General features: G+C 67.9%; 30 protein-coding genes, 2 pseudogenes and 2 riboswitches. Of the genes and pseudogenes, 16 read left to right on the forward strand and 16 right to left on the reverse strand.

Annotated elements, in window-relative coordinates; translation table 11 throughout:
- Positions 1-32: 32 nt before the first annotated feature.
- Positions 33-509 (reverse strand): LytR C-terminal domain-containing protein, encoded by a 477-nt coding sequence (locus A5744_RS16140; protein WP_076062647.1) that lies wholly within the window; start codon positions 507-509, stop codon positions 33-35.
- A gap of 53 nt (positions 510-562) precedes the next feature.
- Entirely contained in the window at positions 563-871 is a 309-nt protein-coding gene (locus tag A5744_RS16145) for a DUF3263 domain-containing protein (RefSeq protein ID WP_046185798.1), read from the reverse strand.
- Positions 872-1,066: 195 nt separating this feature from the next.
- On the opposite strand from A5744_RS16145, the gene A5744_RS16150 reads away from it, so the two are divergent.
- From A5744_RS16150 to A5744_RS16165, 4 genes and pseudogenes are all read left to right on the forward strand, one after another.
- Positions 1,067-1,660 (forward strand): peptide deformylase, encoded by a 594-nt coding sequence (locus A5744_RS16150; RefSeq protein ID WP_076062649.1) that lies wholly within the window; start codon positions 1,067-1,069, stop codon positions 1,658-1,660.
- Positions 1,660-2,446 (forward strand): annotated as a pseudogene (locus tag A5744_RS16155) (GNAT family N-acetyltransferase). The gene A5744_RS16150 and the pseudogene A5744_RS16155 overlap by 1 nt, the downstream one beginning before the upstream one ends.
- Positions 2,447-2,487: 41 nt before the next feature.
- The gene (locus A5744_RS16160; RefSeq protein WP_205866317.1) at positions 2,488-3,291 is read left to right on the forward strand and encodes an exodeoxyribonuclease III; all 804 of its coding nucleotides are present in this window, start codon (positions 2,488-2,490) and stop codon (positions 3,289-3,291) included.
- 83 nt (positions 3,292-3,374) lie between these two features.
- Entirely contained in the window at positions 3,375-3,815 is a 441-nt protein-coding gene (locus A5744_RS16165; protein WP_076062652.1) for a hypothetical protein, read from the forward strand.
- A gap of 17 nt (positions 3,816-3,832) precedes the next feature.
- Here the strand turns inward: A5744_RS16165 and A5744_RS25235 are convergent, their stop codons facing one another.
- Positions 3,833-4,027, reverse strand: coding sequence for an Rv1535 domain-containing protein (locus A5744_RS25235; RefSeq protein ID WP_076062654.1), 195 nt, complete (start codon positions 4,025-4,027; stop codon positions 3,833-3,835).
- A gap of 63 nt (positions 4,028-4,090) precedes the next feature.
- Here A5744_RS25235 and A5744_RS16175 point away from each other — a divergent pair, with 63 nt between their 5' ends.
- Positions 4,091-4,366 carry a hypothetical protein gene (locus tag A5744_RS16175; RefSeq protein WP_139329437.1) on the forward strand — a complete coding sequence of 92 codons (276 nt, stop codon included), beginning with the start codon at positions 4,091-4,093 and terminating at the stop codon, positions 4,364-4,366.
- 9 nt (positions 4,367-4,375) lie between these two features.
- Here A5744_RS16175 and A5744_RS16180 read toward each other — a convergent pair whose 3' ends face one another.
- Positions 4,376-5,062: a PAS and ANTAR domain-containing protein gene (locus A5744_RS16180; protein ID WP_076062658.1), complete on the reverse strand. Its 687-nt coding sequence runs from the start codon at positions 5,060-5,062 to the stop codon at positions 4,376-4,378.
- Between the two features lie 84 nt (positions 5,063-5,146).
- A riboswitch (TPP riboswitch) is annotated at positions 5,147-5,256 on the forward strand.
- Here A5744_RS16180 and thiC point away from each other — a divergent pair.
- The 3 genes from thiC to A5744_RS16195 all read left to right on the forward strand — a co-directional run bounded on the left by thiC (position 5,248) and on the right by A5744_RS16195 (position 8,314).
- A complete protein-coding gene (thiC, locus tag A5744_RS16185; RefSeq protein ID WP_076062659.1) occupies positions 5,248-6,876 on the forward strand; it encodes a phosphomethylpyrimidine synthase ThiC in 1,629 nt (542 codons plus the stop codon). (Overlaps the previous riboswitch by 9 nt.)
- A complete protein-coding gene (thiD, locus tag A5744_RS16190) occupies positions 6,873-7,700 on the forward strand; it encodes a bifunctional hydroxymethylpyrimidine kinase/phosphomethylpyrimidine kinase (RefSeq protein ID WP_076062661.1) in 828 nt (275 codons plus the stop codon). Before thiC ends, thiD begins: the two co-directional genes overlap by 4 nt.
- The gene (locus tag A5744_RS16195) at positions 7,697-8,314 is read left to right on the forward strand and encodes an alpha/beta family hydrolase (protein ID WP_076062663.1); all 618 of its coding nucleotides are present in this window, start codon (positions 7,697-7,699) and stop codon (positions 8,312-8,314) included. The genes thiD and A5744_RS16195 overlap by 4 nt, the downstream gene beginning before the upstream one ends.
- Here A5744_RS16195 and A5744_RS16200 read toward each other — a convergent pair whose 3' ends face one another.
- Complete coding sequence (locus tag A5744_RS16200; protein ID WP_076062665.1) at positions 8,315-9,100, reverse strand: oxidoreductase; 786 nt, start codon at positions 9,098-9,100, stop codon at positions 8,315-8,317.
- 214 nt (positions 9,101-9,314) lie between these two features.
- On the opposite strand from A5744_RS16200, the gene A5744_RS16205 reads away from it, so the two are divergent.
- Together A5744_RS16205 and A5744_RS16210 are read left to right on the forward strand one after the other, a co-directional pair.
- Positions 9,315-9,752 carry a MarR family transcriptional regulator gene (locus A5744_RS16205; RefSeq protein WP_076062666.1) on the forward strand — a complete coding sequence of 146 codons (438 nt, stop codon included), beginning with the start codon at positions 9,315-9,317 and terminating at the stop codon, positions 9,750-9,752.
- Positions 9,753-9,776: 24 nt separating this feature from the next.
- Positions 9,777-10,652: an LLM class F420-dependent oxidoreductase gene (locus A5744_RS16210; RefSeq protein WP_076062668.1), complete on the forward strand. Its 876-nt coding sequence runs from the start codon at positions 9,777-9,779 to the stop codon at positions 10,650-10,652.
- Positions 10,653-10,738: 86 nt separating this feature from the next.
- Here A5744_RS16210 and A5744_RS16215 read toward each other — a convergent pair.
- From A5744_RS16215 to A5744_RS16240, 6 genes and pseudogenes are all read right to left on the reverse strand, one after another.
- Positions 10,739-10,984 (reverse strand): annotated as a pseudogene (locus A5744_RS16215) (DUF4190 domain-containing protein); the annotation flags it as partial.
- Between the two features lie 19 nt (positions 10,985-11,003).
- Positions 11,004-12,500, reverse strand: coding sequence for a peptidase (locus A5744_RS16220; protein ID WP_076062800.1), 1,497 nt, complete (start codon positions 12,498-12,500; stop codon positions 11,004-11,006).
- Between the two features lie 126 nt (positions 12,501-12,626).
- Positions 12,627-14,093 (reverse strand): M28 family peptidase, encoded by a 1,467-nt coding sequence (locus A5744_RS16225; RefSeq protein WP_076062801.1) that lies wholly within the window; start codon positions 14,091-14,093, stop codon positions 12,627-12,629.
- Between the two features lie 8 nt (positions 14,094-14,101).
- Positions 14,102-15,595 (reverse strand): M28 family metallopeptidase, encoded by a 1,494-nt coding sequence (locus A5744_RS16230; protein ID WP_076062671.1) that lies wholly within the window; start codon positions 15,593-15,595, stop codon positions 14,102-14,104.
- Positions 15,596-15,634: 39 nt separating this feature from the next.
- Positions 15,635-16,012 carry a DUF2752 domain-containing protein gene (locus A5744_RS16235; RefSeq protein WP_076062673.1) on the reverse strand — a complete coding sequence of 126 codons (378 nt, stop codon included), beginning with the start codon at positions 16,010-16,012 and terminating at the stop codon, positions 15,635-15,637.
- A 61-nt stretch (positions 16,013-16,073) separates the two neighbouring features.
- Positions 16,074-16,412: a CD225/dispanin family protein gene (locus A5744_RS16240; protein ID WP_076062675.1), complete on the reverse strand. Its 339-nt coding sequence runs from the start codon at positions 16,410-16,412 to the stop codon at positions 16,074-16,076.
- Between the two features lie 399 nt (positions 16,413-16,811).
- On the opposite strand from A5744_RS16240, the gene A5744_RS16245 reads away from it, so the two are divergent.
- Positions 16,812-17,312 (forward strand): serine/threonine protein kinase, encoded by a 501-nt coding sequence (locus A5744_RS16245; RefSeq protein WP_076062676.1) that lies wholly within the window; start codon positions 16,812-16,814, stop codon positions 17,310-17,312.
- 87 nt (positions 17,313-17,399) lie between these two features.
- Complete coding sequence (locus A5744_RS16250; protein ID WP_076062678.1) at positions 17,400-17,918, forward strand: hypothetical protein; 519 nt, start codon at positions 17,400-17,402, stop codon at positions 17,916-17,918.
- 3 nt (positions 17,919-17,921) lie between these two features.
- Here A5744_RS16250 and A5744_RS16255 read toward each other — a convergent pair whose 3' ends face one another.
- The 4 genes from A5744_RS16255 to thiO form a co-directional block, all read right to left on the reverse strand.
- Positions 17,922-18,686, reverse strand: a complete 765-nt coding sequence (locus tag A5744_RS16255) for an SGNH/GDSL hydrolase family protein (protein ID WP_076062680.1) — start codon at positions 18,684-18,686, stop codon at positions 17,922-17,924.
- Entirely contained in the window at positions 18,683-19,441 is a 759-nt protein-coding gene (locus A5744_RS16260; protein ID WP_076062681.1) for a thiazole synthase, read from the reverse strand. Before A5744_RS16260 ends, A5744_RS16255 begins: the two co-directional genes overlap by 4 nt.
- Positions 19,434-19,640 (reverse strand): sulfur carrier protein ThiS, encoded by a 207-nt coding sequence (gene thiS / locus A5744_RS16265; RefSeq protein ID WP_076062683.1) that lies wholly within the window; start codon positions 19,638-19,640, stop codon positions 19,434-19,436. Before thiS ends, A5744_RS16260 begins: the two co-directional genes overlap by 8 nt.
- A complete protein-coding gene (gene thiO / locus A5744_RS16270) occupies positions 19,637-20,650 on the reverse strand; it encodes a glycine oxidase ThiO (protein ID WP_076062685.1) in 1,014 nt (337 codons plus the stop codon). The genes thiS and thiO overlap by 4 nt, the downstream gene beginning before the upstream one ends.
- A riboswitch (TPP riboswitch) is annotated at positions 20,641-20,751 on the reverse strand. (Overlaps the previous gene by 10 nt.)
- Positions 20,752-20,782: 31 nt before the next feature.
- Between thiO and thiE the strand changes: the two genes are divergently transcribed.
- Positions 20,783-21,451 carry a thiamine phosphate synthase gene (thiE, locus tag A5744_RS16275; protein ID WP_076062686.1) on the forward strand — a complete coding sequence of 223 codons (669 nt, stop codon included), beginning with the start codon at positions 20,783-20,785 and terminating at the stop codon, positions 21,449-21,451.
- Here the strand turns inward: thiE and A5744_RS16280 are convergent.
- Positions 21,423-22,055, reverse strand: coding sequence for an NUDIX hydrolase (locus tag A5744_RS16280; protein WP_076062688.1), 633 nt, complete (start codon positions 22,053-22,055; stop codon positions 21,423-21,425). The genes thiE and A5744_RS16280 overlap by 29 nt on opposite strands.
- A gap of 139 nt (positions 22,056-22,194) precedes the next feature.
- On the opposite strand from A5744_RS16280, the gene glnX reads away from it, so the two are divergent.
- Genes glnX through A5744_RS16295 form a run of 3 tightly spaced genes read left to right on the forward strand, consistent with a single transcriptional unit; the run spans position 22,195 to position 26,797 of the window.
- Positions 22,195-23,514, forward strand: coding sequence for a protein kinase G-activating protein GlnX (glnX, locus tag A5744_RS16285; RefSeq protein ID WP_076062690.1), 1,320 nt, complete (start codon positions 22,195-22,197; stop codon positions 23,512-23,514).
- Positions 23,514-24,491, forward strand: a complete 978-nt coding sequence (locus A5744_RS16290) for a glutamate ABC transporter substrate-binding protein (RefSeq protein WP_076062691.1) — start codon at positions 23,514-23,516, stop codon at positions 24,489-24,491. Before glnX ends, A5744_RS16290 begins: the two co-directional genes overlap by 1 nt.
- Positions 24,491-26,797, forward strand: coding sequence for a serine/threonine-protein kinase PknG (locus A5744_RS16295; RefSeq protein WP_076062693.1), 2,307 nt, complete (start codon positions 24,491-24,493; stop codon positions 26,795-26,797). Before A5744_RS16290 ends, A5744_RS16295 begins: the two co-directional genes overlap by 1 nt.
- Positions 26,798-26,806: the final 9 nt, after the last annotated feature.

The raw sequence follows: 26,806 nt of genomic DNA on the forward strand, positions 1-26,806 counted from the left end.
CGCCGACCTCCGAATTTGCAGCGATGCGAACGTCAGCCCGTCACCAACACGATGACGCCGGGAGGCTGGTTGGTGAGTGCGGGGATGCGCGGTTGGACGGGTGCGCTCAGATTCTTGCCCACGGCATCGGCGGTGGCGTGCTCGTCGTCGGCGTCGGTGTAGTACACCGTGGTGGCCCCGACGTCGGGGATCGACAGGTTCCCCACCTCGGTGACCTTGAAGCCGGCACCGGTGAGCTGGTCCTTGGTGTGCGCGGCGACGCCCTCTTTGGACGAGACGTTGTACACGCGCACCTCGGCCTGGTTCGCAGGGGGCTTACCGGACGTCGAGGCCGTCGTCGAGGTGGTGCTGGTCACGCTGGACACCTGCGACGCCGAGTCGTCCTCGGAGGTTCCCGAGCTACCCAGGGCCTGCCAGCCCAACAGCAGGAAAATGACGCCCAGGAACAGCAGCACCATCACCATGGCCCGCAGGGGAAGCCCCGTCGAGTCGGGGACGCGCTCTTTCATCGCAGCCCACTGTAGCTAGAACCGGGCCGGAACCTGCAAAGGCGCGTCAGGTGTCAGGTGACCTCGAAGCCCAGGCGCCGCGCCGCACGGGCCTTCTGGCGGCTGGCGCGCAGCCGTCGCAACCGCTTCACGAGCATCGGGTCGGCGGCCAGCGCCTCGGGCCGGTCCACCAGCGCGTTGAGCACCTGGTAGTAGCGCGTCGCCGACATCGAGAACAGCTCTTTGATCGCTTCTTCCTTGACTCCCGCAAATTTCCACCACTGACGTTCGAATGCGAGGATGTCGTGTTCGCGGCGCGTCAGCCCATCGGCGATTTCAGAGTCGTCCCCCGATCGATTTGCCCGCGCCATGGCGCTGTCCATATCGCTTCCCCTGGACCCTTCTCGGCGATTCTCAAACTGTGCGAATGACTTGACTTACATAGGGGCATGTTTCGGCGAATATTGAACCACGCCGCGAACCCTCAAGCCGTAATCCAGACCCGCGAGTCGGCGGATTCGCCAAGATTGCCCGGCTGTCCCCCAAGCCGTTGTCCACCCCGCCTAAGCTAGCCGACCATGGCAGTCGTACCCATTCGCATCGTGGGAGATCCGGTCTTGCACGCCCCGACGACACCGGTGGCGGTGGCCGCCGATGGTTCGCTACCGGCGGAGCTGGCCGCATTGATCTCCGACATGTACGACACCATGGACGCCGCCCACGGGGTCGGGCTGGCCGCCAACCAGATCGGCTACGGACTGCGGCTGTTCGTCTACGACTGCGCCGAGGACCGCGGACTGACGGACCGCCGCCGCGGTGTGGTCGTCAATCCCGTCCTGGAGACCTCCGAAATCCCCGAGACCATGCCCGATCCGGGGGACGACGACGAAGGGTGCTTGTCGGTTCCCGGCGAGTCGTTCCCCACCGGCCGTGCGAAGTGGGCGCGGGTCACGGGACTCGACGCCGACGGCAGCCCCGTCGCCATCGAGGGCACCGGCCTGTTCGCGCGCATGCTGCAGCACGAGACCGGACACCTGGATGGGTTTCTCTATCTGGACCGGCTCATCGGCCGGCACGCGCGCGCCGCGAAGCGCGCGGTGAAGTCGCACGGCTGGGGCGTCCCGGGTTTGTCGTGGTTACCCGGCGAGGGGCCGGACCCGTTCGGCCACTGATGATCTCGTGGCCCGAGCCGGGAACGCGGGTGACGGTCCGGTACCGACGCCCCGCCGGTTCGGTCCCGCCGCTGACCGATGCGGTGGGGCACCTGCTGGCGGTCGATCCGGTGGTGCGGGTGCGCACGAAAACCGGCGCCGTCGTCGAGTGCTCGCCCGCCGACGTGGTGGCGCTGCGGGTGCTGACCGACGCGCCGGTGCGCGCGTCGGCCATCCGGGCACTCGAACACGCGGCCGCCGCGGCCTGCCCCGGGGACGAACACACGTGGCTGGACGGCTGGCTCCTGCGCGCCGGAGACGATACCGTCCTTTGCGTCAATTTCCGCTGTGCCCCTGGATATTTCCGCCAGCACCGCGACCATCCCCGCGATCGTCGACTGGTACGACCGGCGTGCCCTGACAGCGTGGCTGGCCTTCCCCGACCGGTTGCTGCGGCCGCCGCCCGGCCTCGCGGCCGAACACACCGAGCGCGTCTCGGTGCGCGACCTGTCGAGCCTCACGCCAGCGTCACAGCCGGACCCGACCGTGACGCCAGAGCAGCGGGAGCGCTGGCGCGCCGCGGTGACCGACGCGCCCGACGGCACCCGGTGGGTGGGGCTTTCGGCCGTGCGCGACGCGGATGACGCGGCCGCGCTGCTGGCCTGGGGTGCACGCATGGGCGCAACCCGCGCGTACGTGGAAGTCGGCGACGACGACACTGACAAGATCGCGCTTGCGGAATCCCTCGGCTTTCGGCTGCACCACCGCCGCCGCTACGTGGCCGCCCGAAGAATCGATACGGTCTAGCCATGCCCGACGGCGTGATCGATGGCGGCGACCCGCCGCGGCTGCGGCTCGCCACCTGGAACGTGAATTCGATCCGCACCCGCCTGGACCGCGTCGTCGACTGGCTTGCTCGCGCCGACGTCGACGTGCTGGCCATGCAGGAGACCAAATGCGCCGATGGCCAGTTCCCGGCCCTGCCGTTCTTCGAACTCGGCTACGAGGTCGCACACGTCGGCTTCAACCAATGGAACGGCGTCGCCATCGCGTCCCGCGTCGGTCTGGACGATATGCAGATCGGCTTCGACGGGCAGCCCAGCTGGAGTAGCAAGCCCGAGGTGGCCGCCGCGGCGGAAGCCCGCGCCCTGAGTGCCACCTGCGGTGGTGTTCGGGTGTGGAGCCTGTACGTGCCAAACGGGCGGGCCCTGGGCGATCCGCACTACACCTACAAGCTGGATTGGCTTGCCGCCCTGCGTGATACGGCCGCCGGGTGGCTGCACGACGATCCGACAGCGCAGATCGCGCTGGTCGGGGACTGGAACATCGCCCCGACGGACGACGACGTCTGGAGCACCGAATTCTATGCCGGCGCCACGCACGTCTCCGAGCCGGAGCGGCGTGCGTTCAACGCGATCGTCGACGCTCAATTCACCGACGTGGTAAGGCCTTTCACGCCCGGCCCCGGGGTCTACACCTACTGGGACTACACCCAGTTGCGGTTTCCGAAGAACCGGGGCATGCGCATCGACTTCATCCTCGCATCGCCGGCGCTGGCCGCCCGCGTGATCGATGCGCAGATCGTCCGTGAGGAACGCAAAGGCAAGGCGCCGAGCGATCACGCGCCCGTGCTGATCGATATCAGACGCTGAGCCGAATGCGTATGGCCGTTCGCTCCCGTTGAAATAGTCCAGAGCCGGCGTACGCTTGCGATATCTAAAGCCAGGGAGTCGCTATGGGTGTCGTTGGCGGAACGGTCCGCAGCATGGGCAAAACGGTGAATCGTGCGGCAGCGGCCACCACGGCGACCGCTGGAGCGGTGGGCGGCGCCGCGGTGAACGGAATCGTCGGCGGCGTAACCGGCGCCGCGGAAGGCATTAGGCGCGGAATCAATTCCGGCAGTCATTCGACGCCTGCGGCCGCGCTCGCCATCGGTGCGCTCGGTGTCGCCGGCCTGGTCGAGTGGCCGGTGCTGCTGGCGGTCGGTGGCGGCGCGCTGTTGCTGCAGCGGCTGAACCGCAAACCGGATACGCAGCCAACGGCCGCGAAAGCAAACCTCAAGCCGGTTCCGACGGAGCGGCCGCCGCAAAAGGCTCAGAAAGCCGCCGCCAAGCGGCCGGCCAAGAAGACGACGGGCCGCCGGGCGGGCACCACTCAATTGCGCAGCACCAACTGAATGTGTGAGTACCGGGCTCAGCCGACTGCCCGGCTGTGCCCCCCTCCGCCCGCCGGCGCGGGCTCAGGTGCGCGGCACGACATCCGATCGGTCTCCACAATCTCCACGACGCCCACACGCCAGAGCAGGGCATATAGCTGCCGCACGGGCACGGTCAGCACAGAAGCTACCGTCGAAGTCATCGGATCGGCCAGGACGTCGGTCGTCGACATATCTCCGACGTTGACCACCCGACCCGGCTCAACGGCAAATGCTTAGTTACGGAAAGGCAAATGATGGCCGAAAAGAAGGCTCGCAGGGGGACCTCGCAGAGCGAGGCGGTGCAGAAAATCCGCGAAGGCGAGACGTTCGCCGTAAATCTTCCGGTTTTTGGTCAGCTGGAGATTCCGCGGCCCGAGCAGATGGCCTATTACGGGGGTCTGGCGGCGCTGGCCGCGTTCGAACTCATCGACTGGCCGGTGGCCATGGTCATCGCCGCCGGACACCTCTTGGCGAGCAACCACCACAACAAGGTCCTCGAGGAGCTCGGCGAGGCGATGGAAGAGGCCTAGCCGGGCCCGTCAGCGGCTGGATTCGACCGGAACGCGTTCGTGCACGGTCAGCAGCACGTGGTCGAACTGGCTTTGCACGGTCGGCGACGGCGGCGGCAGGCTGACGACTTCGCTGACGAGTTGTTTGGCCAGCACGCGTAGCTTGACGTTGGTCTCCTGCGACCGCCATTGCAGCACCCGAAAGGCCTGATCCGCGCTGACCCGGTAGACGGCTATCAGGACGCCCTTGGCCTGCTCGATGGCCGCGCGGTTCTCGAACAAGTCCGGCAGCGCCTCGTCGAGCACCTCCTGCCGGGTTTCCGAGCGCGCCTCGTCGAACGTATCGGTGAGGTCGATGTAGTAGCCCGCGGTGCCCACGACCGCACCCGATTCGTCCAGGATGCGGTCGGCCACGACGATCGCGTCATGCTCACCGCCGGCGGTGTCGATGAAGCGATGACGGCTGGAGAATGATTCTCCCGACTGCACCGCATAATCGAGCAGATCACGGACGTGTTCGCGGTCATCGGGATGCTTGTGCGACAGCAGCAACTCCGTCGTCGGCACGACAGACCCGGGCTCGTAGCCGTGCATCCGCGCGACCTCGTCGGACCATTCCCAGCGCTCGCCCGCGAACCAGAAGCGGAAGCTGCCAACGCTCAAGTGTCCCGAGGCGGCGCCCTCGGCATCGCCGGTCGTAGGCGTGGGCTGTGGCACGTCTCCATCATTCCACCGGGTGGATTCGACGGCGAGAGTCGGCAGGCACGGCGTTGGGGGTAACGTCGCGTGCGGACGATCAAACAACTAGGGCGCGGGAGCGCACGCCGAGTGCGCTGAGAGGACGGCTGGGGCCGTCGACCGTACGAACCTGACCGGGTAATGCCGGCGTAGGGAGATGACAAATGACCGCAACTGTCGAACCGTCCGTGACCACGGGACCCATCGCGGGCAGCAGCAAGGCCTATCGCGAAATTGCGGCGCCCGGCACCGGCGCGGGTCTCAAGGTTCCGTTCCGGCGGGTGCACCTGTCCACCGGCGACCACTTCGACCTCTACGACACCTCCGGTCCGTATACGGATCCGGACGCGATGATCGACTTGGCGGCCGGGCTGCCGGCGCGGCCCGGCGTGGTCCGCGACCGCGGGACCCAGCTGCAGCGCGCCCGCGCCGGGGAGATCACCGCCGAGATGGCGTACATCGCCGCGCGCGAGGACGTGTCGGTCGAGCTGGTGCGCGACGAGGTCGCCCGCGGCCGCGCGGTGATCCCGGCCAACCACAATCACCCCGAGAGCGAGCCGATGATCATCGGCAAGGCATTCGCGGTCAAGGTCAACGCGAACATCGGCAACTCGGCGGTGACGTCGTCGATCGCCGAGGAGGTCGACAAGATGGTGTGGGCCACCCGCTGGGGCGCGGACACCATCATGGACCTGTCCACCGGCAAGAACATTCACGAAACCCGCGAATGGATCCTGCGCAATTCGCCGGTGCCGGTGGGCACGGTGCCGATCTATCAGGCACTGGAGAAGGTCAAGGGCGATCCGACGGAGCTGACCTGGGAGATCTACCGCGACACCGTGATCGAGCAGTGCGAGCAGGGCGTGGACTACATGACCGTGCACGCCGGCGTGCTGCTGCGGTATGTGCCCCTGACCGCCAAGCGCGTCACCGGCATCGTGTCCCGCGGCGGGTCGATCATGGCGGCCTGGTGCCTGGCGCATCACCGAGAGTCGTTCCTGTACACGCATTTCGAGGAACTGGCCGACATCTTCGCGCGCTACGACGTCACCTTCTCGCTGGGTGACGGGCTGCGTCCCGGCTCGATCGCCGACGCCAACGACGCCGCGCAGTTCGCCGAGCTGCGCACCCTGGGCGAGCTGACCAAGATCGCGAAAGCCCATGGCGCACAGGTGATGATCGAGGGTCCCGGACACATCCCGATGCACAAGATCGTCGAGAACGTGCGGCTCGAGGAAGAGCTGTGCGAGGAGGCGCCGTTCTACACGCTGGGTCCGCTGGCCACCGACATCGCGCCGGCCTACGACCACATCACGTCGGCGATCGGCGCGGCCATCATCGCGCAGGCCGGTACCGCGATGCTGTGCTACGTGACCCCCAAGGAGCACCTGGGATTGCCCGACCGCAAGGACGTCAAGGACGGGGTGATCGCGTACAAGATCGCCGCGCACTCGGCGGACTTGGCCAAGGGCCACCCGCGCGCGCAGGAGCGCGACGACGCCCTGTCGACGGCCCGCTTCGAGTTCCGCTGGAACGATCAGTTCGCGTTGTCGTTGGACCCCGACACCGCGCGGGAGTTCCACGACGAGACGCTGCCCGCCGAACCGGCGAAGACGGCGCACTTCTGCTCGATGTGCGGACCGAAGTTCTGCTCGATGCGCATCACGCAGGATGTCCGCGACTACGCGGCCGCACACGGGCTCGACAGCGAGGAAGCCATCGAGGCCGCAATGGCCGAGAAGTCGGTCGAGTTCGCCGAGCACGGCAATCGGGTGTATCTACCTATAACGTGACGTACCTGCCGCTGCCCGGGCCGGGCGAGACGCCGCTGCGGGTGCTGGCCATCGCCGGGTCGGACTCCGGCGGCGGCGCCGGTATGCAGGCCGATGTGCGCACCTGCACGCTGCTCGGGGTTCATGCGCTGTGCGCGGTGAGCGCGGTGACGGTGCAGAATTCGGTGGGCGTCAGAGGTTTTCACAAGGTCCCCGGCGACGTCATCACGGCCCAGATCGAGGTGGTCTGTCACGACATCGGTTTGCAGGCGGCCAAGACCGGCATGCTGGCGTCGGGCGAAATCATCGAAGCGGTCGCCGCGGCCTGGCGGGACCACGGCGGCGACGCCCCGCTGGTGGTCGACCCGGTGTGTGCGTCGATGCACGGCGACCCACTGTTGGACACGAGCGCACTGGATTCGGTTCGTACCGAACTGTTTCCGCTGGCTCGCTTGGTGACGCCGAACCTGCACGAGGTGCGGTTGCTGGTCGGCATCGACGTCGTCGACTCGCGGTCGCAGCGAGAGGCCGCACGCGCACTGCACGACTTGGGACCCAAGTGGGCGTTGGTCAAGGGCGGGCACCTGCAGGGTTCGGCGAGCAGCACGGATCTTTTGTTCGACGGCACCGACTTTCACGAGTTCGACTCGCCGCGGGTGGACACCATTCACGACCACGGCGCCGGGGACACCTTGGCCGCGGCGACGGCGTGTGCGCTGGCGCACGGGTTCACGGTGCCGGACGCGGTGTCGTTCGCGAAGGGGTGGGTGACCGAATGCCTGCGCGCCTCCTATCCGCTGGGCCACGGACACGGGCCGGTCTCGCCGCTCTTCCGGTTGTCATGAACCTCGACCAGATCGCGGGCGTCGCGCACCGACCCGCAGGCCCGGCCGCCGGGGTGGTCGTGCTGACCCACGGCGCCGGAGGTAGCCGGGAATCCACACTGCTGCAACAGGTTTGCGACGAATGGGCGCGTCGTGGCTGGCTCGCGGTGCGGTACAACCTGCCCTACCGCCGCCGCCGGCCCAAGGGCCCGCCGTCCGGCTCGGCGGCGGGTGACCGCGCCGGAATCGTGGAGGCGATCACCGTGTGCCGCGGCCTCGCCGACGGGCCGCTGATCGCCGGCGGACATTCCTACGGTGGCCGGCAGACGTCGATGGTCGTGGCCGCCAACGAAGCACCGGTGGACGTGCTGACGCTGTTCTCCTACCCCGTGCACCCGCCCGGCAAGCCGGAGCGGCCCCGCACCGAGCACCTGCCCGACATCACGGTGCCGACGGTGTTCACCCACGGCACCTCGGACCCCTTCGGCACCCCCGACGAGGTTCGTGCGGCGGCGGCTTTGGTCACCGCACCGATCGAGGTCGTCGAAATCGCCGGCGCCCGACACGATTTGCGTTCGACGAAGCTCGATGTGCCCGCGCTCGCGGTGGACGCGGCGCTGCGCCTGCTGCGCTGATCACAGCGTGGTGACGTAGCCGCCGTCGATGCGATAGTCGGATCCGGTGATGTTCCCGGCGCGGTCGCTGGCAAGGAACAAGACGAGGTCGGCGACTTGCTCGGGGGTGGTGAAAAGGCCCGTCGGAGTATTCTCGATGATCGCCGCCCGGACTTCCCCGGGCGTGCGGCCGTCGGCGGCGGCGTACTGAGCGGCCAACCTACCCTCGTCGGTCCAAATCTCCGTCAGCACCGCCCCGGGGCTAACCAAATTGACTCGGATGTCCTTCGGCGCCAACTCTTTTGACAACGCTTTCGAAAAACTGGCGAGGGCGGCTTTGGCGGCGCAATAGTCATAGCTTTCGGGATTGGCAAGGTAGGCGTTGATCGAGCCGATGATGACGATAGAGCCGCGGCCGCGCCTTTCGATCTGGGGTAGCGCGGCGCGGACGGATCGCACGGCGGCCATTACGTTGAGATCCCACGTCGCTTGCCATTGATCGTCGGTGATGCCGGCCAGCCCGCCCGCACGGACCTTCGAACCGCCGACGTTGTTGACCAGAATGTCGATCCCGCCGCGCTCGGCCGCCACGGCGACCAGCTCTTCGGCTGCGCCGGCCTGGGAGAGGTCGACGGGCACGAACGACGCCTGCCCCGTCTCTTCGAGCGCCGGCAGTCCCTTGCCGGGCGTCCGTGACCCGGCCACCACATGAACCCCCGCATCCACGAGGGCTTTGGTGATCGCGAAACCGATGCCTTTGCTGGCGCCGGTGACTACTGCGGTCTTCCCCGATAGACGCAAATCCATATCAGTCCTTCCCGCGTCTGCGGCGCGCACGACGCTAGAGGCTACGCCGCACTGGGCGCGGACTTCGTCAAGCGCGATCCTGGCGCGCCACCGGTTAGAGCTTGCCCAATGGACCGCAACGGGCTCGCCGCAACCCGAGATACGAACCTCCTCCGCCGAGCTATTTATACAGTCCAAACTGGACAGTCTTAGCTGTCTAGTCTAGATTGGTGGCATGGATGGCATCGGCGAGTCCGCCGTCGCGGCCGCGCGAGATATTCGGGTGGTCTTCAGCCGGCTGCGGCGGCGGTTGAGGAACGTCGCGGTTGGTGAGGATCTGACTCCGTCACAGACGGCGGTGCTCACCCGGCTATGGAAAGAGGGGGCGTCGTCGGCCAGCGCGTTGGCAGGCGCAGAACGGGTACGCCCCCAGTCGATGGCAACCATACTGGCCGCCCTCGCACAACGTGGGCTCATCGAGCGCACTCCCGACCCGGAAGACGGTCGGCGCCAAGTGGTCTCGCTGACCGAGGCGGGCCGTGAGCGCGCCGAGAGCGACCGTCAAGTGCGGGAGGAGTGGCTGGCACGCGCGATGCAGGAGCGGTACTCCGAACGCGAGCGGCGCATCATCCTTGATGCGTTGTCGCTGCTGGAGCGCCTAACCGAACAATAGCTACACGAAAGGACAGATTTGGCAATGCAATTGGGAGTGCACTTCATCGATTTTCTGCCAGGCGACCCGGCGAAGCTGGGCCCGACGCTTGCCGACGCGGCCAGAGCCGCCGAGGAAGGCGGGGCAACGCTGTTCACGCTGGCCGACCACTTCTTCCAGATGGAAGCCCTTGGGCCCGCGCAGGATCCTTTCTTGGAGGGCTATACATCCCTGGGTTTCCTGGCCGGACAAACAACGACTATCGACCTGGCCCTGCTGGTCACCGGGGTGACGTATCGCTATCCCGGGGTGCTGGCCAAAACGGTCACCACGCTCGACGTGCTGTCCCAAGGCCGATCGATGCTTGGCCTGGGCGCGGCGTGGTATGACCGCGAACATGCCGCGCTCGGCATTCCGTATCCGCCGCTGAGCCAGCGCTTCGAGATGCTCGAAGAGACGCTGCAGATCTGTCGGCAGATGTGGAGCGACGACGACGGACCCTACACCGGCAAGCACTATCAGCTGGCCGAGACAATCTGTGCGCCCCAACCGATTCGGCGGCCACCGATTCTGATCGGCGGCGACGGCGAGAAGAAGACGCTGCGGCTGGTCGCGGAGTACGCCGATATCTGGAACAGCATGGCGACCGATGTCGACGAGCTGAAGCACAAGGTTGACGTGCTGAACCGCCACTGCGACGAGGTGGGCCGTGATCCCGGCGAAATCCGCAAGACGGCCGGCGGCCTCGCGACCATGGACCCGTTCGATGACACCGACGCGTACCTGAAGACTGTGGAGCGCTATGCCGCGCAGGGCATCGAGATGATCAACGTCGGTCCCCTGCCGGGAAACCCGGATCCCGTCGGCTTCATCCGCCGGTATGCCGATCAGGTGATGCCGAAGCTGGCCGGGATAGGTTGAGCTGCAACGACTATCGCCGTCGCCGGCAAGCTGGAATGCGTGTGTGACGTGCCGCCGAATACGGCCCCGAGGATCCCCGCGAATATCACCAGCGCGGTCACGATGCCGCCGATGACGATTCCGGCAATCGCCAAACCGCGGCCCCCCTGGCCGCTCTGCCTGATCTGGCCCAGCGCCAAAACGCCGAGGATGATGCCCAGAATGCCGCCGATGATGCACAGCCAACCGAACAAGGAGCACACCAACGAGGCGATGGCCAGCCCACTGGTGCCGACGGGCTGTGGTGGCGGATAACCATAACCACCCGGCGGTGGCGGATAGCTGGGCGGGGGTTCCGACACGGACGCCTCCTTATCCGGGGTACCGCGAGTAGCACGCGTCCATGTTGCCGGTCACGCCGCCGCGGAACGCCGCTATCCGCGTGAAGCCGGCCGGAACGCTGGTACCGTCCGCGTCGCTGGCCACCAGGTGGTTGGTGAGCAACCCCGCGACGGCTTCGTCGAGGTCGCCGGCGGTCAGCAAAAGCTCCTTCTTGGAAGGCAAGTCGATGGGTTCGGCCATCTTGCGGTGCACAACACCGGTCAGGCACGCGGTGCGCAACGCGGTCCACGGGCTTTGCATCGCCAGCCCGCGTTCGTGCTGTACCGCCAGCGCGTATCGCGACATCACGACCGACAGGGCGGTGTCGTCTCCCTGCGGCAGCGTGTGTTCGCTCTCTGCGGAGACCTTCCCCATCTTCGCCAGCCCGGGCAGATCGACCACGATGGTGTTGGTGGCCGGACAATACGACGCCGGCGGGCTGGCTTTCGCATCCGGGCAATCGGCCGGCTTGTAGGACAACGTCGGCGGATTCTTCGGCGAGAAGATCTTTCCCAGCAGCTCCATCAGCGTCGACAGGGTGTCTTCGTTGAGCGTGACCTCGCCGGTCTCCGGGTCCCCGCTGTTATCGACGCGCAGGGTCTTGGGAAGGTCGCCGCGGCGCTGCTCGATTTCCTGCTTGTTGATCCCTGCGCAAGCCGACGCCCCGCTGATGAAGCCCATCTGGAAGGCGCTGATCCGATCCAGGGCCGAGCCGTGTTCGTCGTCGTTCTCAGTGTCCGCGTCCATCACCGGGTCACGGGTGGTGATGATTCCCGCCAGCACGTGGTCGAGTCCGTCGGCGGTGCTCAGCGTGAAGCGCGGCGACTTGCCGTCGGCCACCCAGAACAGATAGACGCCGGCGAAACAATCGGCCTGCTGCTCGCGAACGATGGTGGGGTCCTTGCGGGTCACCAGTTTCGCCATCTGCTGCAGGGCATGCCCGAACTCGTGGGCCAGCACGCCGTTGACGGACATGTCGCCGAAATAGCGTTGCGCGACAGGCATGAACACGCCGCGGTCCCAGGCGATCAGGTTGCATCTCGATGTGAAAAAGGCGTTGACGAGCTTGTAGGTGTCGTTGTGGCACACGATCGGACTGCTGGGATTGGTGGAGTCGTAGGAGATGAGCTTGCCGACCGGGACGAACGATCCCTGTAGCGATTCGCCGTATACCGACTTCCAGTACTCCTCGATGTCATTGATCGATAGCAACGACAACTTGTCGATGGTGCCGTTGTCGGTGTTGATCACCGTTCCGGTCGTAGCCGGCGCGTTCGGGCGGATCCCGCTGGGACCGTTGGTGGCGGGCAGACCCCCGACCCGGAACGGGTCGTTGAGCATCGACAGGGCTCGTCCTTCGACGAACGTGCTGCAGCCGGCCACCACGAGTATCGCCGCTGCGCAGGCGATTGCCGCCCGCAGCGCTGCCGCCGCCCTGCGTCGGCGACCTCCGGCCGGTCGACGTCGATACCGCGCGTGGTTATCCATCACCAACCCCATCTCGACCGGCCGAATCAAAAGGGTCCTTATTGTAAATCCGTCGATCAACGAGCGTGCCACAAATGGGGGCCTCAGCAAACCCCCGAATCAGCAATCGCCTCTGGTGGACGGGCGCTACGGCAGCCGCGTGCGGTGCCGCTTGTCGTGGGACGGGACGCCGTTGACTCCCCCGATTGACATGGCATAGCTGCCGACCGCGTACGCCACCCCAGAACCCATGACCGCCAATGCTTCCCGGCTGATGTTGTCGACGGTGTCGCGGGGGGTCTGGAAGTTGGGATCGAAGCCGACACCGGCCTTGCCGCCCCATAGCCGCGCTTGCACAGGGGTTTTCAGCTGTGACGCGCCGGCGCTCATCCCGCCGATCGGCACGCCCGCCACCATGAAGGGGTGGTAGTCGGTCCGGGTGCCAAGCGGCATGTCGGCGGGCCGCTTCCCGGCCAGGTTCAGGTAGCCGTCCAGCGTGCGCTCGATGCCGGCCGAGCCGTCGGGCACGTCACCGAACGAGACACCCTGTCCGGGCGGACCGGACTGATCGCCGTCGTCGGTGAAAAAGCCGGCGTTGAGCGAGCCGATCAGGTTGACGTTCAGGTACATGGCGATGTCGTTGCGTTGCTCGTCATCCAGGCCGAACACGTAGTCCGTCACCCCGTTGAGCCCGTCCTCGTCGGCGCCCCAGAACACGAACCGCACCGCGTTGTTCACCGGCGCCAGCGGCCCGAGCTGCAGCGCGGTTTCCAGCACCGCGGCAACCCCCGAGCCGTTGTCGTTGATGCCCGGGCTGTCATGCGGGCCGTCCAGGTGCGCTCCGACCATGATCACGTCTTTAGTCGAGCCGGTCTTGGTCTGCGCCAGCACATTTCGCGACGTGATCTTGACGTTTTCGGCATCCAGGACCAGATGTACCGGTGTGGTGCTACGTGCGAGCGCGCCGGCGGCCTCGGCACCGGCGACGGCGACCGGAACCGTCAGCTGCTTGAAGTAACCCGGATTGAACAACGTGGGCGGCGCGCCCTGGCCGCCCGGCGTGCTGAGCACGACCAGCGCGACGGCGCCCTTGGCCACCGCGCTGTTCTGCTTGTCGACCACCGAGCAGCGGGTGTCGTCGACGACGGCGATCGCACCCTTGGGTAGGGCTGCCGGGTAGTCGCCGACCGCGCAGCCCGACGGCGCGCCCGGCCGGACCGGTTGCCCGGTCAGACCGCCGGGCGGTGTCCGGACCAACAGCGAGGCCTGGTCGACCGGATAGCCACGGCCCGCGATCGTCAGCGCCGGCTTGCCCTGGGCAATGGCATACAGCCGGTCGAACTGCGGCGTCGATACCTCGAAACCCTTGCCGCGCAACGTCTTCACCACATACTCCACGCTGGCGTCGTAGCCCGGTGTGCCGTCCGCCCGGTTCCCCTTGTTGGCGTTGGCGATGTCCTGCAGTGCGCGCAGGTGGCCGAACATCCCGTCGACGCTCACCTTTGCGGCCAGGCCACGACCGAGGTCGGGCGCCGAAGCGGGCGGAGCCGGCCGCGGCGACGAACAGCCGGCCAGCAGCCCGATCACCAGCAGCGCGCCCAGCCGCCGGGGCATGGCACGCGTCATGGCTTGGAGAGCACGTGGCGCGTACGGTCCGCCATGACCGGGACGCCGTTTCGTCCGCCGAGGTCCTGCGCATACAGCGCCAGCACGTAGGCAACGCCGCCGCCGTTGATGCCCAGCGAGGTGCGGTCGATGTGGTCGAGGGTGTCGCCCTTCTGGTGGTAGTTCGGATCGAACGGCTCGTTCGCCGTCCCGCCCCACAGCTTGGCCTGCTCGTCGGACTTCTTGTTCTCCGCACCCGAGAACAAGCCGCCCGCGGGGATGCCCGCAAGGGTGAATCCGTCGTAGTCGGAGCGCCCGTCGAACGAGGTGTCCTGCGCGGTTTTGCCGGCCGACTTCAGGTAGTCGACAAACGTGCGCTCGATGCCGGCCGAACCCTCGGGTACCATCGGTTGCCCGCGCGCATCCGGCGGCAGCGATTGGTCTCCGTCATAGGTGAAGTAGCCGGGATTCGGCGACGCGAGCATGTCGAAGTTCAGGTACAGCGCAATGTCTTTGAGCGCATCGAGGTTGAGCGACTCGACGTAGTTGCGCGATCCGATCAGGCCGACTTCCTCCGCGCCCCAGAAGCCGAACCGCACCGCGTTGTGCACCTGCGGTGAATTACCCAGCTGCACCGCGGTTTCCAGGACGGCGGCCACTCCCGACCCGTTGTCGTTGATGCCCGGCCCCGCCGGCACGCTGTCCAGGTGTGCGCCCGCCATCACCACGTCGGTGGGGGATCCGGTCTTGGTCTGCGCGATGACGTTGCGGGCCTTGAAACTCTGGCTGCCGGCATTCAGCTTGATCGTCGTCCGCCCGGGCTGGACCCGCAGCTGCACCCCCACGGACTTGGCCACCCCGACCACCGGGATCTTGACGTCGGTGTCTGCGCCCAGGGTTCCGCCCATCTGCTGCTCGTCCACGTTGTCGGCGACGATCATCGCCACGGCGCCGCGCTGCGCCGCGGCGTCCTCCTTCTGGGCGAAGGGGCAGGTTCCGCGGTCCACCAGCACCACGGCGCCGTGCACTGCCAGCCCGTCGAAGTCGGAGGGCTTACAGCCCGAGCTGTCTCCGGTCGGGGCGGCCACCAGTGGCCCGCTCACGCCGTCCGGCGGTGTGGCGGCGCTGTAGTCGAGCGCGCGCGCCTCCACGGGCTTGCCGCCGACCGTCACCTCCGGTTTGTCGGCATGGAACACCCGGGCCGAGAACTCCGGCGTCTGCACGTCAAAACCGCTGTTACGCAGCGTATTCACCACATAGTCGACGCTGGCCTCATAGCCGGGGGTGCCCACTGCACGAGTGCCGTTGTTGGCGTTGGCGATGTCCTGGAGCTTCGACAGGTGCGCCATCATCGCGTCGGTCGTGACCTTGTGCTGCAGGGCACTGGCGAACTTCGCCGCGGCGGGATCGCCGATCGGTTGCTGCGAATTGGCCGTCCGGTGGAAGCAGCCGGACGCGGTGACAGCGACCAAGCCGAGCACCGCCACGACAGCCCTGGATTTGTGCACCATCGCGCCCAACGTTAGACGCGGGGGGTCCGGAGTTCCAGCTCAGACATACAGCGCGCTGAAGGGCGCAAACGGGATGTTGCGCACCACAAACCAGGCCAGCACTACCACCAGCGTCACTGCCGCGGACCATCGATGGTGCTGCCAGCCTCGAATCCGGCGGCCCGAAACGCGGCCGTAAGTCCACGCCGCGAAGGCCCACACCAGCAGTGCGATCGCCACCAGGCCCACAGCGTTAAACCTCGCGGCCGCTAGCAGATTGCCGTGCATCAACGAGTACAGCATCCGCAGGCTGCCGCAGCCGGGACAGTCGATCCCCAACAGCGCCTTGGTCGGGCATACCGGCAGCGGACCGTGCGGTGTGGTCGGATCGCCCACCCAGATGGCCGCGCACACCAGCGTCGTGCCCGCCGCCACCATCAGTGGCGCACCGAGACTCAGCCGTGTCGAACCAGGGCTCACCGTGGAACCAATCGCGGCCTTAGAAGAACATCGTCGTGGCAAGCATCGCGGCGTTCGAGTTGGTGGCCAACCCGCCCGCAATTGCGATGATCGCGTAGATGATGCCCACGACAACACCAATAACGGCCGACCAGATCACGAACTTCTTGGCACTGTCGGCGGCCGCCTGCGCCTCGGCATACTGGCCCTGCGCCCATAATCCGTTGACTTGGCTGGACTTGACGATCGCCACGATCCCCAGCGGAAGGCAGCAGAACAACGTCACCAAAATGGACCACACCAAGTAGTTGTTCGGCGCTTGCCCCGCGGGCGGCTGTTGCGGTGGGTAACCGGGAGGGGGAGGCGGCTGTGCAGTCATCGGGTCTCCAGTCAAGAGAAGTTAGCTGGCGTAAAGCGTGCTAACCATACCTGAGCGACGCCCGTCGAGCAGCTTGTCCGCGAAATTCGTATGTCAGCGATTTTCCGCAAACGCGATGGGAAAAATCGGCCGGTAAACCCGTCATGTCGACCGCGACTGCAGTCGACTGAAATAGCTTGTCTACTAGCCGCTTTGAGCGCGCGCCGGTTTCCGGCACCGCACCGAGGTGCGCCGCGAATGATGCCCAAACAGACAATTTCCAACGGAATGTGTTGCATAGCCACGAGATAGCCTTACGATCCTTTTAGCTGAAGCGCTGTTTTCGGCCGACAACGCACATACACTCCGGGACGTCAGCGCAGCCGCACCGTCGGTCCGGCGACCGTAAGGAGTCATCGAATGTCTCACCTCACCATCACGTTACGAGCCGCGACGGCGGCAGCACTCGTGAGTAGCTCTGTCTGCCTTGGTACCGCCACCGCCGCAGCAGATCCCACCGACACGCTTGCCGGACTACTATCCAAGGGCTACAACACCAGCAACTGCTCCTCGCAGCAGCCCCCGAGTGGCGTGTCGGCGGTGCTCCAGTGCGGCCAGAACAGCGACCCCAGCGGGCCGGTCTTCGCCAAGTACCTGCTCTTCAACAACGCCAGCGATCTGGCCAGTTCGTTCACCAACAGCATCGGCTCCGACACGCTGACCAATTGCGGGGACGCCAAATCGCCGACCGTGTGGCACCAGGGCAGCTCGACCGATTCGGCCGGGCAAGTGGCGTGCGGCACCTATCAAGGCCAGGCCGAGGTCATCTGGACCACGGATGCCAAGACGGTGATGAGCCTCATCCGCGGATCCAGCGGTGACACGGCCGCGCTCTACCAGTGGTGGCGAGCCAACGGCTGAACGGTTGCGCCGCACCGCATTTCGGGCATAGCTTCCCGAAACATCCTTGCGTTACCCGGTTTTCCCCTCAAACAAAGGAGTTCAGAATTGTCCCCCCTCACCCACACGCTGCGGGCGGCGACCGCCGTAGCGCTCATCGGCGGCTGCGCCATCGCCGGTAGTGCCACCGCGACGGCGGCCCCCATCGACACGCTCACCAGCGCGCTGTCGAAGGGCTACACCAGCAGCAACTGCTCGCCACAGCAGGTCTCCGACGTGCAGGGCTCGTTTTCCGCGCCGGTGGTGGCGGTGCTGCAGTGTGGACAGAACGCCGACTCCAGCGGTCCGATGGGCGGAAAGTATTTCCTGTTTGGCAGCAGCGCCGACACGGCCAGCTCGTTCACCAAACTGATCAGCAGCGACACCCTCGCCAACTGCGGGGACGCCAAGTCGCCGACCACATGGCACCAGGGCAACTCCGACTCGGCCGGACAGGTGGCGTGTGGAACGGATTCGGGCCAGGCCGAGGTGCTTTGGACCGTCGACTCCAAGAACGTCCTGGCGTTCATCCGCGCGTCCAACGGTGACACCGCGGCCCTGTACAAGTGGTGGCAGGCCAACGGCTAAGCGTCACAACCGAGCCGATACCAGCTCCGCGACCGCGCGCATCCCCGCGCCGTTGGGGTGCAGCGGGGCCGGTCGGCCCGGCACCGGCACACCGTAGCGCGCCGGCCGGGTTGTCCACGGCTCGGCCGACCACGCGTGGTGTTGCCGGCTGGCGGCGGCGGCGCTGACGATTTCGCAGCCGGTCGCCTCGGCGGCCTCGGCAGTGAGTCGTTCGAGCGTCCCGGCGACGTGACGGCCGAGGTCGGATTCCGCCGGCGCGAGCGGCGGGGCCGGTGCGTCCGCGGGCAGGATCGTCAGGTAGTCGACGAAGTAGATCCGGGCACGGGGTGCGCTCTCGCGCAGCGTGCGCCCGACCGTGCACAACGAATCGAACACCTCGGCCAGGGCCCGATCGCGCGTGTCACGGTCCAGCAGTTCGGATATGCGCCCACCCACCAGCGGCAGGCGTCGCGCCCAGTGTGGCAGTGCGGCGGCCATCAGCAGCGGGACGTAGCCGACGTCGTTGCCGCCGATGGTCACCGTTACCAGGCTCTCCGAACCGTCCAGCTCGGCGATCTGCGGCGGCTGACCGTGTTGGTGGTCGGCCAGCACGTGGGCGGTGGTCGCGCCGGAGAACGTGACGTCAACGAGGTCCAGTTTCAGCCGCTCGGCGAGCAGATGCGGGTAATTGCGGGCCGATCGGCCGGACCACCGGGGCGCTCCCGCGGCGCGGGGCATGATGCCGGGACCGGCGGCCATCGAGCTGCCGAGCGCCACATAACGTGTCATCGTTCCGGGCTGGATGCCTGCGCCCAGAACCGTTTTGGGATCCGCCCGGCGCGCCGCGCCAGGTAACCGGCCGTGACGGCGCCGGCCATCGCCGCGGCCATCGCGGGCGGGTCGGCGGCCCGGGTTACCGCGGTGGCCAACAGCACGGCGTCGCAACCCAATTCCATCGCCAGCGCGGCATCGCTGGCGGTACCGATGCCGGCGTCGAGCACCACCGGAACGCCGGCCCGGGCGACGATCATCTCGATGTTGTGCGGGTTGGTGATGCCCAGGCCGGTGCCGATCGGCGAGCCCAGCGGCATCACCGCCGCGCAACCCGTGTCCTCCAAACGGCGGGCCAGGGCCGGGTCGTCGTTGGTGTAGGGCAGCACGACAAACCCGTCGTCGACCAATTGCTCTGCCGCCCGGACCAATTCGACCCCGTCGGGCAGCAGGGTCCGCTCGTCGGCGATCACCTCGAGCTTGATCCAATTGGTGCTCAGCGCCTCGCGGGCCAGTTGCGCGGTGAGCACCGCCTCGGCCGCGCTGCGGCACCCCGCGGTGTTGGGCAGCGGGGTGATGCCGAGCCGGTTCAGCAGTTCCAGCAGCCCGGTGCCGCCCTCGGCGTCGACCCGGCGCATGGCGACGGTGGTCAGCTCGGTGCCCGACGCGATCAGCGCCTCTTCCAGGACCGCCAGGTTCGTCGCTCCCCCGGTACCCATGATCAGCCGCGAGTCAAAGCTGCGGTCGGCGATCGTCAACTTGGAATCAGCCACCCTGCACCGCCGTCACCACCTCGAGTCGGACCGGCTCGGAAAGCTCGGAAAGCGTTGTCGTCCAGCGCGAACGCGGCAGCACGGACAAGTCCATGGCCACCGCGATGCCCCGGTCCGGGAAACCCAGCGACTCCAGCAATGCCGCGACCGTGGTCCGCCCGTCGACCTCGACCCGTTTGTCGTTGACCATGACGATCATCGGTGGGCCCCAACCGGAACGAGTTGACAGACAATCTGTTCGGCGGTCCACGGGGCCAGCAGGAACCCCGATCGCCCGTGGCCTGCGGCGACCAGGGTGCGCGCGTCCAGGCGTTGCACGAGGGGCAGATTGTCCGGTGTCATCGGGCGCAATCCGGCCGCGCACTCGGCAAGTTCGTACTCGCCCAGCGCCGGCACCACCGCGCACGCGTCGTCGAGTAGGTCGCGCACCCCGGACACCGCGGGTGCGGTGTCGCGGCCATGCTCATACTGGGTGGCGCCGACGACGACGCCGTCCGCGCGGGGAACCAGGTAGACCTGGCGGCCGTGCACGCGTGCGCGAATCACCCTGCCCAGCAACGGCATACAGCCTTTTCGCCAGCGCAGCCGCAGCACCTCGCCCTTCACCGGCCGCACCGGCAGGCCGGGCCACAGCGCGGGCGCGTCGATGCCGTTGGCGATCACCACCGCGTCGCCCTCGACACCGGCCAGCGCGCGCGCCGGCGGCGCCCACTGCACGCCGAGACGCTCGCAGTCCAGCGACAGCGCGTCGAGCAGCGCCCGGTTGTCCACCGCCAGCTCGGTCGGCGCCCGGAAGCCGTGCCGAATGCCTTGTGCCAGCAGCGGTTCGACGTCGCGGGCGGCCGACTCCCAGATCACCGGGTGCCCCTGCGCGGACAGCCAGTCGGCGACGGTGCGCAGGTCCGCGACATCGGCCCGGTCGACGGCCACCACCAACGACTCGCGCGCGGTGATCACCTCCGGTGGCAGCCCGTCGGTAAACCCACCCTCGCGCCACAGCCGCAGCGACTCCAGGCCCAGCCGCAACAGTCGCTCTTCCCCGGGCCAGCCTTCGCTGTGCGGGGCCAGCATGCCCGCGGCGACCCACGACGCGCCGGCCTGCCCGGTGCGGTGCACCCGCACCGACCACCCGGCCCGCGCCGCCGCACGCGCGACCGACAATCCGATGACGCCGCCGCCTACCACGGCCAATGAGCCGGCCATCGGCATCCTCTGCTCCCTTCGCCGGCATGACCCGGATCAGGTTCGACGGTAAGGGCGGGCGCGCCCACTCTCAGTCCCCGCTCGCCGGGACTCCCGTGCTCTTCTTCCTGCCCTACGCTAGCGCGCTAGCGTCGCGGTGTGCACGAACGTCTCGCGCGGCTGGCCGCGGCCCGGCTGTACCTGTGCACCGACGCCCGGCGCGAGCGCGGCGACCTGGCCCAATTCGCCGACGCCGTGTTGGCCGGCGGGGTCGACATCATCCAGCTCCGGGACAAGGGCTCGGCCGGTGAGCGGCGGTTCGGACCGCTCGAGGCACGCGACGAGCTGGCGGCGTGTGAGATCCTCGCGGACGCCGCGCGCCGGCACGGCGCGTTGTTCGCCGTCAACGACCGGGCCGATATCGCCCGCGCGGCCGGCGCGGACGCGCTGCATCTGGGACAGGGCGACCTGCCGCTTGCCGTGGCCCGCGACATCGTCGGGCCGGAGGTGCTGATCGGCCTGTCCAGCCACAACCGGGACGAGGCCACTGCCGCCGCGGGCGAGGCCGACTACTTCTGCGTCGGCCCCTGCTGGCCCACCCCAACCAAGCCGGGTCGCGCGGCGCCCGGTCTGCGACTGGTGCGCGCCGCCGCCGAACTGGGTTCCGACAAGCCGTGGTTCGCGATCGGCGGCATCGACGCCCAGCGGCTGCCCCAGGTGCTCGAGGCCGGAGCCCGCCGGGTCGTGGTGGTGCGGGCGATCACCGCGGCCGAGGATCCGGGCGCCGCGGCGCAGCGGCTCAAGTCAGCGCTTGCAGCAGCGAGCTGATCCGCGGGCTCAGCGGCGAAGGCTCCTGATTCGCGTCGCCCGGCATGCACCAGACGAATACCCCGGCCTCGATCTCCAACGTTCGCGGCAGGCGCTGCCGTCGTTCGTCGGCATGGCCCAGCGGCACCAGGGCCGGGGCGGTGCGCAGCCGCTGCCAGCTGGCGGCGAAGCCCGGATGCAGCGGCAGGTCGGCGACCTCGTCCTCACCGACCCAGCGCAGCTCGGCGCTTTCCCGGTTGGGCACGGTGTGCAGCAGCTCGGCGGCGTCGGCCACGACCGTGGTGTAGCTCCACCGGGCACCGCCATAGCCGGAGACCTCGGCGGTGACCACGGTCGCCCGCACGGCAAGCAGCTCGGCGAGCAGCCCCGCCTCCTCGCGCGCTTCGCGGACCGCCGTCTCCTCCGGGGACTCGTGGCTGTCGCGGGCACCGCCCGGTAACCCCCACGTGCCGCCCTGATGGCTCCACACGGCGCGATGCTGAAGCAGCACCGCCGGGGTGCCGTCGGGTCGCGGAGCCCGCAGCAACAGACCGGCCGCGCCGAAGCGACCCCAATAGTGGACGCCGCCGTCGGATATCACCCATCCGTCACCGTCGCCCTGCACGAGTTCAGGATATGCAGGTCTGCGACGCCCGGGCCCAATTGCCTCCGCCTCCCCCCACACGCCGGAACATTCTCTTAGAATTCGCTTAAAGGTTCGTACAGCGACTTTTTCGAGGCCGAAAGCTGAGGTCTGAACAGACGTGACGGTTGAGCTGGCGCACCCGTCGACCGAGCCGCTGGGGTCGCGGTCGCCGGCCGAACCGGCTCATCCACGCTGGTGGTTCATCTCGACGACGCCGGGCCGCATCTTGACCATCGGGATCGTGCTGGCGGCGCTCGGCGTCTCCAGCGCCTTTGCCACCTCGACGACCATCAATCACCGGCAGCAGGTGCTGACCACGGTGCTCAACCACACCGAGCCGCTCTCGTTCGCCGCCGGGCGGCTGTACACCACGTTGTCGGTGGCCGACGCCGCGGCCGCCACCGCGTTCATCGCCCAGGCCGAGCCGCGCCCGGTCCGGCAGCGCTACGAGCAGGCCATCACCGACGCCGCGTCGGCCGTGACCCGGGCATCAAGTGGGCTAACCGACGAACCGCTGGTGCAATTGCTGGGCAAGATCAACGCCGAACTGGCCGTATACACCGGCCTGATCGAGATCGCGCGAACCAACAACCGGGCGGGCAACCCAGTCGGCGCGGCCTACCTGTCCGAGGCCTCCGGGCTGATGCAATCGACGATCCTGCCCGACGCGGCGCAGCTCTACCAGGCCACGGCCGACCGGGTGGATACGGAGACGACAGCGTCGACCCACTTCCCGGCTCCGGTGATCCTGGTCGTCGCCACGACGGTGGTCTTCGGCGCGTTCTCCCATCGCTGGCTGGCCCGGCGCACCCGGCGCCGGATCAACCCGGGGCTGGTGGTCGGCGCGCTCGGTATCCTCGTCATGGTGGTGTGGGTCGGAACTGCGCTGACAATCTCGACGACCGCGAGTCGGAGCGCAAAAGACACTGCGGCGGAGTCACTTAAGACGGTGACCAATGTCGCGATCACCGCTCAACAAGCGCGAGCCGACGAGACGCTGTCGCTGATCCGGCGCGGCGACGAGGACCGGCGCAAGCAGTCGTTTTACGAGCGGATCGACTCGATGCACACCCAGCTCGAGCAGTACATGACGCGCAGCGATGCCGTCGACAAGCCCGACCTGCAGGGCGCCGATCAGCTGCTGGTCCGTTGGCGGCAGGCCAACGACCGGATCAACTCGTACATCTCGGTGGGCAATTACCGGGCCGCCACCCAGGTCGCGCTGGGTAGCGGCGAGGACGACTCCACCCCCGCCTTCGACAAGCTCGAAGATCAGCTGGGCAAGGCCATGGACCAAAGCCGCATCCACCTGCGCAACGACGTCCTCGCCGCGCGCGGCGGTCTGTCGGGCGCCCAGGTCGGCGGCGTGGTGCTCAGCCTGGGCGCCGCCATCGCGGTGGCGCTGGGCCTGTGGCCGCGGCTGAAGGAGTATCGATAATGGTTCGCCCGGCCCGGGTTCGACGGGTGTGCGGCGCAGTCGCCGCCGCGGTCGTCCTGGCGGGTTGCAGCCACACCGAGTCGCTGACGGTGGCCACGGTGCCGACGCTGCCGCCACCCTCGCCGGTCGGCATGGACCAGCTGCCCCCGGAGCCGCCGCTGCCGCAGCGTGACTCCACCCAGGACTGCGACGCGACCGCAAGCCTGCGGCCCTTCGCCACCAAGCCCGAGGCCGACGCCGCGGTGGCCGACATCCGCGCCCGCGGCAGGCTGATCGTCGGGCTCGACATCGGCAGCAACCTGTTCAGCTTCCGCGACCCGATCACCGGCGAGATCAGCGGCTTCGACGTCGACATCGCGGGCGAGATCGCACGCGACATCTTCGGCGCCCCGTCGCACGTCGAGTACCGGATCCTGTCGTCCGACGAGCGCGTCACCGCGCTGCAGCAATCCGAGGTCGACGTCGTCGTCAAGACCATGACCATCACCTGCGAGCGGCGCAAGCTGGTGAACTTCTCGACGGTCTACCTCGACGCCAACCAGCGCATCCTGGCCCCGCGTGACTCGCCGATCGCCAGGGCGGCCGACCTGTCCGGCAAGCGGGTCTGCGTGGCGCGGGGCACGACGTCGCTGCAACGGATTCGGGAGATCGTGCCGCCGCCGGTCGTGGTGTCGGTGGTGAACTGGGCCGACTGCCTCGTGGCGATGCAGCAGCGGGAGATCGACGCGGTCAGCACCGACGACTCGATCCTGGCCGGATTGGTCGAAGAGGACCCCTACTTGCACATCGTCGGACCGAACCTGGCCACCCAGCCCTACGGCATCGGGATCAACCTGAACAACACGGGACTGGTCCGCTTCGTCAACGGCACGCTGGAGCGGATCCGCCGGGACGGCACGTGGAACACGTTGTACCGCAAGTGGTTGACGGTGCTGGGCCCGGCGCCCGCCCCGCCCGCGCCGAGGTATGTGGACTGATGGCCGAGCCGATGAAGAAAGCGGACAAAAACCCCGAGGCGCGCGAACCCGCCGACCAACCGGACGAGGACGTCAGTCCCGCGACGCAGCCGCCGGACACCCAGACCGGTGGGATGCCGACGGGACGGCTGCAGGCCACCCAGGCCCTGTTCCGTCCCGATTTCGACGACGATGACGACGACTTCCCACTCATCCACGGTGTCGATACCGAACCGCAGGAGCGGACCGTCGCCACCCGCGTGTTGCCGCCGACCAGGCAGCTCGGCGGCGGGCTGGTCGAGATCCCGCGGGTGCGGGACATCGATCCGCGCGAAGCCCTGATGACCAACCCGGTGGTGCCGGAATCGAAGCGGTTCTGCTGGAACTGCGGAAAGCCCGTCGGCCGGTCCGGGGAAGAGGGCAAGGGGGCGTCGGAGGGCTGGTGCCCATCCTGCGGCAGTCCGTATACGTTCCTGCCCCAGCTGAATCCCGGCGACATCGTCGCCGGCCAGTACGAGGTCAAGGGCTGCATCGCACACGGCGGGCTGGGCTGGGTGTATCTGGCGGTCGACCACAACGTCAACGACCGCCCGGTGGTGCTCAAAGGCCTGGTGCACTCCGGGGACGCCGAGGCGCAGGCGATCGCGATGGCCGAACGGCAATTCCTCGCCGAGGTGGTGCACCCGCAGATCGTGCAGATCTTCAACTTCGTGGAACACACCGACCGCCACGGCGACCCGGTCGGCTACATCGTCATGGAGTACATCGGCGGGCAGTCGCTCAAGCGGGGCCTCAAGGACGGCAAGGCGGACAAGCTGCCGGTCGCGGAGGCCGTCGCCTACCTGCTGGAAATCCTGCCCGCGCTGAGCTATCTGCATTCCATCGGCCTGGTCTACAACGACCTGAAGCCGGAGAACATCATGCTGACCGAGGAGCAGCTCAAGTTGATCGACTTGGGCGCGGTGTCGCGGATCAATTCCTTCGGTTATCTCTATGGCACACCCGGTTTCCAGGCGCCGGAAATCGTGCGGACGGGACCCACGGTCGCCACCGACATCTACACGGTGGGGCGGACATTGGCGGCGTTGACGCTGAACCTGCGCACCCGCAACGGCCGCTACGTGGACGGGCTGCCCGAGGACGACCCGGTGCTGGCCAAATACGACTCGTTCGGCCGGCTGCTGCGCCGCGCCACCGACCCGGACCCCCGGCGCCGGTTTTCCACCGCCGACGAGATGTCCGCCCAATTGATGGGCGTGCTACGGGAAGTGGTCGCGCAGGACACCGGGGTGCCGCGGCCGGGGCTGTCGACGATCTTTTCCCCGAGCCGCTCGACGTTCGGGGTGGACCTGCTGGTCGCGCACACCGACGTGTACCTGGACGGCCAGGTGCATTCGGAGAGGCTGACCGCCCGGGAGATCGTGACGGCCCTGCCGGTGCCGCTGGTCGATCCGACGGATGTCGCCGCGCCGGTGCTGCAGGCGACGGTGCTGTCCCAGCCGGTGCAGACGCTGGACTCGCTGCGCGCCGCCCGCCACGGCTCGCTGGACGCCGAAGGTGCCGACGTATCCGAGTCGGTGGAGCTGCCGCTGATGGAAGTCCGCGCGCTGCTGGACCTCGGCGACGTGGCCAAGGCCACTCGCAAGATCGACGACCTGGCCGAGCGGGTCGGCTGGCGCTGGCGGCTGGTCTGGTACCGGGCCGTCGCGGAACTGCTCACCGGCGACTACGACTCCGCCATCAAGCATTTCACCGAGGTGCTGGACACCTTCCCCGGCGAGCTGGCGCCCAAACTGGCGCTGGCCGCCACCGCCGAGCTGGCCGGCAGCACCGACGAGCACATGTACTACGAGACGGTGTGGAAGACGAACGACGGCGTGATCTCCGCGGCCTTCGGTTTGGCCCGGGCGCTTTCCGCCGAGGGTGATCGGGCCGCGGCGGTGCGCACCCTCGACGAAGTCCCGGCCACCTCACGGCATTTCACCACAGCGCGCCTGACGAGTGCGGTCACGCTGATGTCGGGCCGCTCGACGAACGAAATCACCGAGGAGCAGATCCGCGACGCCGCGCGACGCGTGGAGGCGCTGCCGCCCACCGAACCGCGGGTGCTGCAGATCCGCGCCCTGGTTCTGGGTGGGGCGATGGACTGGCTCGAGGACAACGACGCCAGCACCAACCACATCCTCGGTTTCCCGTTCACCGAACACGGGCTGCGGCTGGGCGTCGAGGCGTCGCTGCGCGCCCTGGCTCGCGTCGCGCCCACCCAGCGGCACCGCTACACGTTGGTGGACATGGCCAACAAGGTGCGGCCGACAAGCACGTTCTGATCTTGTTCT

The organism is Mycobacterium sp. IS-1264 (genome assembly GCF_001954195.1).
Lineage (GTDB): Bacteria > Actinomycetota > Actinomycetes > Mycobacteriales > Mycobacteriaceae > Mycobacterium.

Bases quoted from the DNA above. Each gene is read 5' to 3' on its own strand.
- A5744_RS16290 (WP_076062691.1), top strand. From the start codon at position 23,514: ATGGTTCGCCCGGCCCGGGTTCGACGGGTGTGCGGCGCAGTCGCCGCC.
- A5744_RS16195 (WP_076062663.1), top strand. From the start codon at position 7,697: ATGAACCTCGACCAGATCGCGGGCGTCGCGCACCGACCCGCAGGCCCG.
- A5744_RS16200 (WP_076062665.1), bottom strand. From the start codon at position 9,100: ATGGATTTGCGTCTATCGGGGAAGACCGCAGTAGTCACCGGCGCCAGC.
- A5744_RS16210 (WP_076062668.1), top strand. From the start codon at position 9,777: ATGCAATTGGGAGTGCACTTCATCGATTTTCTGCCAGGCGACCCGGCG.
- A5744_RS16295 (WP_076062693.1), top strand. From the start codon at position 24,491: ATGGCCGAGCCGATGAAGAAAGCGGACAAAAACCCCGAGGCGCGCGAA.
- A5744_RS16240 (WP_076062675.1), bottom strand. From the start codon at position 16,412: ATGACTGCACAGCCGCCTCCCCCTCCCGGTTACCCACCGCAACAGCCG.
- A5744_RS16225 (WP_076062801.1), bottom strand. From the start codon at position 14,093: ATGCCCCGGCGGCTGGGCGCGCTGCTGGTGATCGGGCTGCTGGCCGGC.
- thiC (WP_076062659.1), top strand. From the start codon at position 5,248: ATGACCGCAACTGTCGAACCGTCCGTGACCACGGGACCCATCGCGGGC.
- A5744_RS16230 (WP_076062671.1), bottom strand. From the start codon at position 15,595: ATGGTGCACAAATCCAGGGCTGTCGTGGCGGTGCTCGGCTTGGTCGCT.
- thiO (WP_076062685.1), bottom strand. From the start codon at position 20,650: ATGCCGATGGCCGGCTCATTGGCCGTGGTAGGCGGCGGCGTCATCGGA.
- A5744_RS25235 (WP_076062654.1), bottom strand. From the start codon at position 4,027: ATGTCGACGACCGACGTCCTGGCCGATCCGATGACTTCGACGGTAGCT.
- A5744_RS16150 (WP_076062649.1), top strand. From the start codon at position 1,067: ATGGCAGTCGTACCCATTCGCATCGTGGGAGATCCGGTCTTGCACGCC.
- A5744_RS16235 (WP_076062673.1), bottom strand. From the start codon at position 16,012: ATGGTGGCGGCGGGCACGACGCTGGTGTGCGCGGCCATCTGGGTGGGC.
- A5744_RS16245 (WP_076062676.1), top strand. From the start codon at position 16,812: ATGTCTCACCTCACCATCACGTTACGAGCCGCGACGGCGGCAGCACTC.
- A5744_RS16220 (WP_076062800.1), bottom strand. From the start codon at position 12,500: ATGGATAACCACGCGCGGTATCGACGTCGACCGGCCGGAGGTCGCCGA.
- A5744_RS16145 (WP_046185798.1), bottom strand. From the start codon at position 871: ATGGACAGCGCCATGGCGCGGGCAAATCGATCGGGGGACGACTCTGAA.
- A5744_RS16255 (WP_076062680.1), bottom strand. From the start codon at position 18,686: ATGACACGTTATGTGGCGCTCGGCAGCTCGATGGCCGCCGGTCCCGGC.
- A5744_RS16175 (WP_139329437.1), top strand. From the start codon at position 4,091: ATGGCCGAAAAGAAGGCTCGCAGGGGGACCTCGCAGAGCGAGGCGGTG.
- thiS (WP_076062683.1), bottom strand. From the start codon at position 19,640: ATGATCGTCATGGTCAACGACAAACGGGTCGAGGTCGACGGGCGGACC.
- A5744_RS16140 (WP_076062647.1), bottom strand. From the start codon at position 509: ATGAAAGAGCGCGTCCCCGACTCGACGGGGCTTCCCCTGCGGGCCATG.
- A5744_RS16205 (WP_076062666.1), top strand. From the start codon at position 9,315: ATGGATGGCATCGGCGAGTCCGCCGTCGCGGCCGCGCGAGATATTCGG.
- A5744_RS16165 (WP_076062652.1), top strand. From the start codon at position 3,375: ATGGGTGTCGTTGGCGGAACGGTCCGCAGCATGGGCAAAACGGTGAAT.